Below are 2766 nucleotides of genomic sequence, written 5' to 3' on the forward strand. Positions count from 1 at the left end.
GGCGAGCTCAACGCCGGCCGCGGCAACGATGTCGCTGTCATGCTCTATACCTCCGGCACCACCGGCAAGCCGAAGGGCGTCTGCCAGACGCACGACTCCTTCATGGCCGCCGCCGAGGGCGGTGTCGGCTTCGACAAGCTCGGCGCGGATGACGACATCCTCTCCTATCTGCCGATGGCCTGGGTGGGCGACCACCTGTTTTCCTTCGCGCAGCAGATGGTGGCCGGCTTCACCGTCAACTGCCCGGAATCCGGCGACACGGTAATGACCGACATGCGCGAGATCGGCCCGACCTATTACTTCGCGCCGCCGCGCGTGTTCGAGAACATGCTGACCACGGTGATGATCCGCATGGAAGACGCCAGCGCGATCAAGCGCAAGATGTTCCACCACTACATGGAAGTCGCGCGCCGCGTCGGGTCCGACATCCTCGACGGCAAGCCGGTCGGCATGATGGACCGCCTGAGCTACCTGCTCGGCAGCCTGTTCGTGTACGGTCCGCTCAAGAACGTGCTCGGCCTGTCGCGCGTGCGCGTCGCCTACACCGCGGGCGCGGCAATCGGTCCCGACCTGTTCCGCTTCTACCGCTCCATCGGCGTCAACCTCAAGCAGCTCTACGGCTCCACCGAAACCTGCGCCTACGTCTGCCTGCAGCCCGACGGCAACATCAAGTTCGACAGCGTCGGCCTGCCGGCGCCGGGCGTCGAGGTGAAGCTGGCCGACAACGGCGAGGTGCTGGTGCGATCGGCTTCCATGCTCAAGGAATACTACAAGCGTCCGGATGCCACCGCCGAGGTTATCGACAGCAACGGCTACTTCCACACGGGCGACGCCGGCATCTTCGACGACGAAGGCCACCTGAAGATCATCGACCGCGCGGCCGACGTGGGCAAGATGAACAGCGGCGACATGTTTGCGCCGAACTACATCGAGAACAAGCTGAAGTTCTTCCCCTTCATCAAGGAAGCCGTCGCCTTCGGCCACGAGCGCGACATGGTGTGCGCCTTCATCAACATCGACATGGAAGCCGTCGGCAACTGGGCGGAAAGGCGCGGCATTCCGTATTCCGGCTACACCGACCTGGCCGGCAAGCGCGAAACCTACGACCTGATCGCCGAGTGCGTCGAGAAGGTCAACGCCGACCTCGCCACCGAAGCGATGATGTCGGGCACGCAGATCCACCGCTTCCTCGTGCTGCACAAGGAACTCGATCCGGACGACGACGAGCTGACCCGTACCCGCAAGGTGCGCCGCCGCTTCGTCGGGGAAAAGTACAAGGTGCTGATCGATGCGCTGTATGCCGGCAAGACCTCGCAGTACATCGAGACGCAGGTGAAGTTCGAGGACGGCCGCAAGGGCATGGTCGCGGCCGACCTGCGCATCGTCGACGTGAAGACCTTTTCCCATGACGCACTGAAGAAGGCCGCCTGACATGAACGAGAATCGCAACATCGGCGACGTGATCCTGGACCTCAGGAACATCTCGCTGTCCTTCGGCGGCGTCAAGGCGCTGACCGACATTTCCTTCGACGTGCGCGAGCACGAGATCCGCGCCATCATCGGCCCCAACGGCGCCGGCAAGAGCTCGATGCTCAACGTGATCAACGGCGTGTACCGGCCGCAGCAGGGCGAGATCGTCTACCGCGGCCAGCACCGCAAGGACATGGACACCTACGCGGCGGCCAAGAGCGGCATCGCGCGCACCTTCCAGAACATCGCGCTGTTCAAGGGCATGTCGGTGCTCGACAACATCATGACCGGCCGCAACCTGAAGCTGCAGACCAACTTCCTGCTGCAGGCGCTCTACTGGGGCCCGGCGCAGAAGGAAGAGATCGCGCACCGCAAGAAGGTCGAGGAAATCATCGACTTCCTGGAGATCCAGCACATCCGCAAGACGCCGGTCAGCCGCCTCCCGTACGGCCTGCAAAAGCGCGTCGAGCTCGGCCGCGCGCTCGCCGCCGAACCGGAAATCCTGCTGCTGGACGAACCGATGGCCGGCATGAACGTGGAAGAAAAGCAGGACATGTGCCGCTTCATCCTCGACGTCAACGACCAGTTCGGCACCACCATCGTGCTCATCGAGCACGACATGGGCGTGGTGATGGACATCTCCGACCGCGTCGTGGTGCTGGATTACGGCAAGAAGATCGGCGACGGTACGCCGGACGAGGTGCGCAGCAACCAGGATGTGATCAACGCCTATCTCGGCGTGGCGCATTAAAGAAAAGGCCCCTTCCCCCTCGCAGGGGGAAGGTTGGGATGGGGGTAGTGCGGTCGTGCAAGCGACTACGGCGATCCGAACGCACTACCCCCACCCTAACCCTCCCCCTGCAAGGGGGAGGGAACCTGACAGAGGGTGATTCAAACATGGAACTCAGTTTCTTCTTCGAAGTGTTGATCGGCGGCCTGCTCGCCGGCGTCATGTACGCGCTGGTGGCGCTCGGCTTCGTGCTGATCTACAAGGCTTCCGGCGTGTTCAACTTCGCGCAGGGCGCGATGGTGTTCTTCGCCGCGCTGACCTGCGTCGGCCTGATCGACAAGTTCGGCGTGCCGCTGTGGGTCGCGATCCCGCTGACGATGGCGGCAATGGTGCTGCTCGGCCTTGCCACCGAACGCATCGTGCTGCGGCCGCTGGTGGCCCAGCACGAGATCACGCTGTTCATGGCCACCATCGGCCTGACCTTCTTCGTCGAAGGCCTCGCGCAGCTGATCTGGGGCTCGGAAGTGCGCCGCCTCGACATCGGCATCGAAGACGTGCCGATCATG

General features: G+C 63.4%; 3 protein-coding genes. All 3 read left to right on the plus strand.

The window, feature by feature from the left end:
* On the plus strand, window positions 1-1431 hold a 1431-nt coding region (locus VFF99_RS13035; protein ID WP_325018536.1), incomplete at its 5' end, for an AMP-binding protein.
* A 1-nt stretch (window position 1432) separates the two neighbouring features.
* Window positions 1433-2221, plus strand: coding sequence for an ABC transporter ATP-binding protein (locus VFF99_RS13040; RefSeq protein ID WP_325018537.1), 789 nt, complete (start codon window positions 1433-1435; stop codon window positions 2219-2221).
* 146 nt (window positions 2222-2367) lie between these two features.
* On the plus strand, window positions 2368-2766 hold a 399-nt coding region (locus tag VFF99_RS13045; RefSeq protein ID WP_325018539.1), incomplete at its 3' end, for a branched-chain amino acid ABC transporter permease.

Source organism: Noviherbaspirillum sp. (genome assembly GCF_035654295.1).
In the GTDB taxonomy this organism is placed as follows: domain Bacteria; phylum Pseudomonadota; class Gammaproteobacteria; order Burkholderiales; family Burkholderiaceae_D; genus Noviherbaspirillum.

Bases quoted from the DNA above. Each gene is read 5' to 3' on its own strand.
- VFF99_RS13040 (WP_325018537.1), top strand. From the start codon at position 1,433: ATGAACGAGAATCGCAACATCGGCGACGTGATCCTGGACCTCAGGAAC.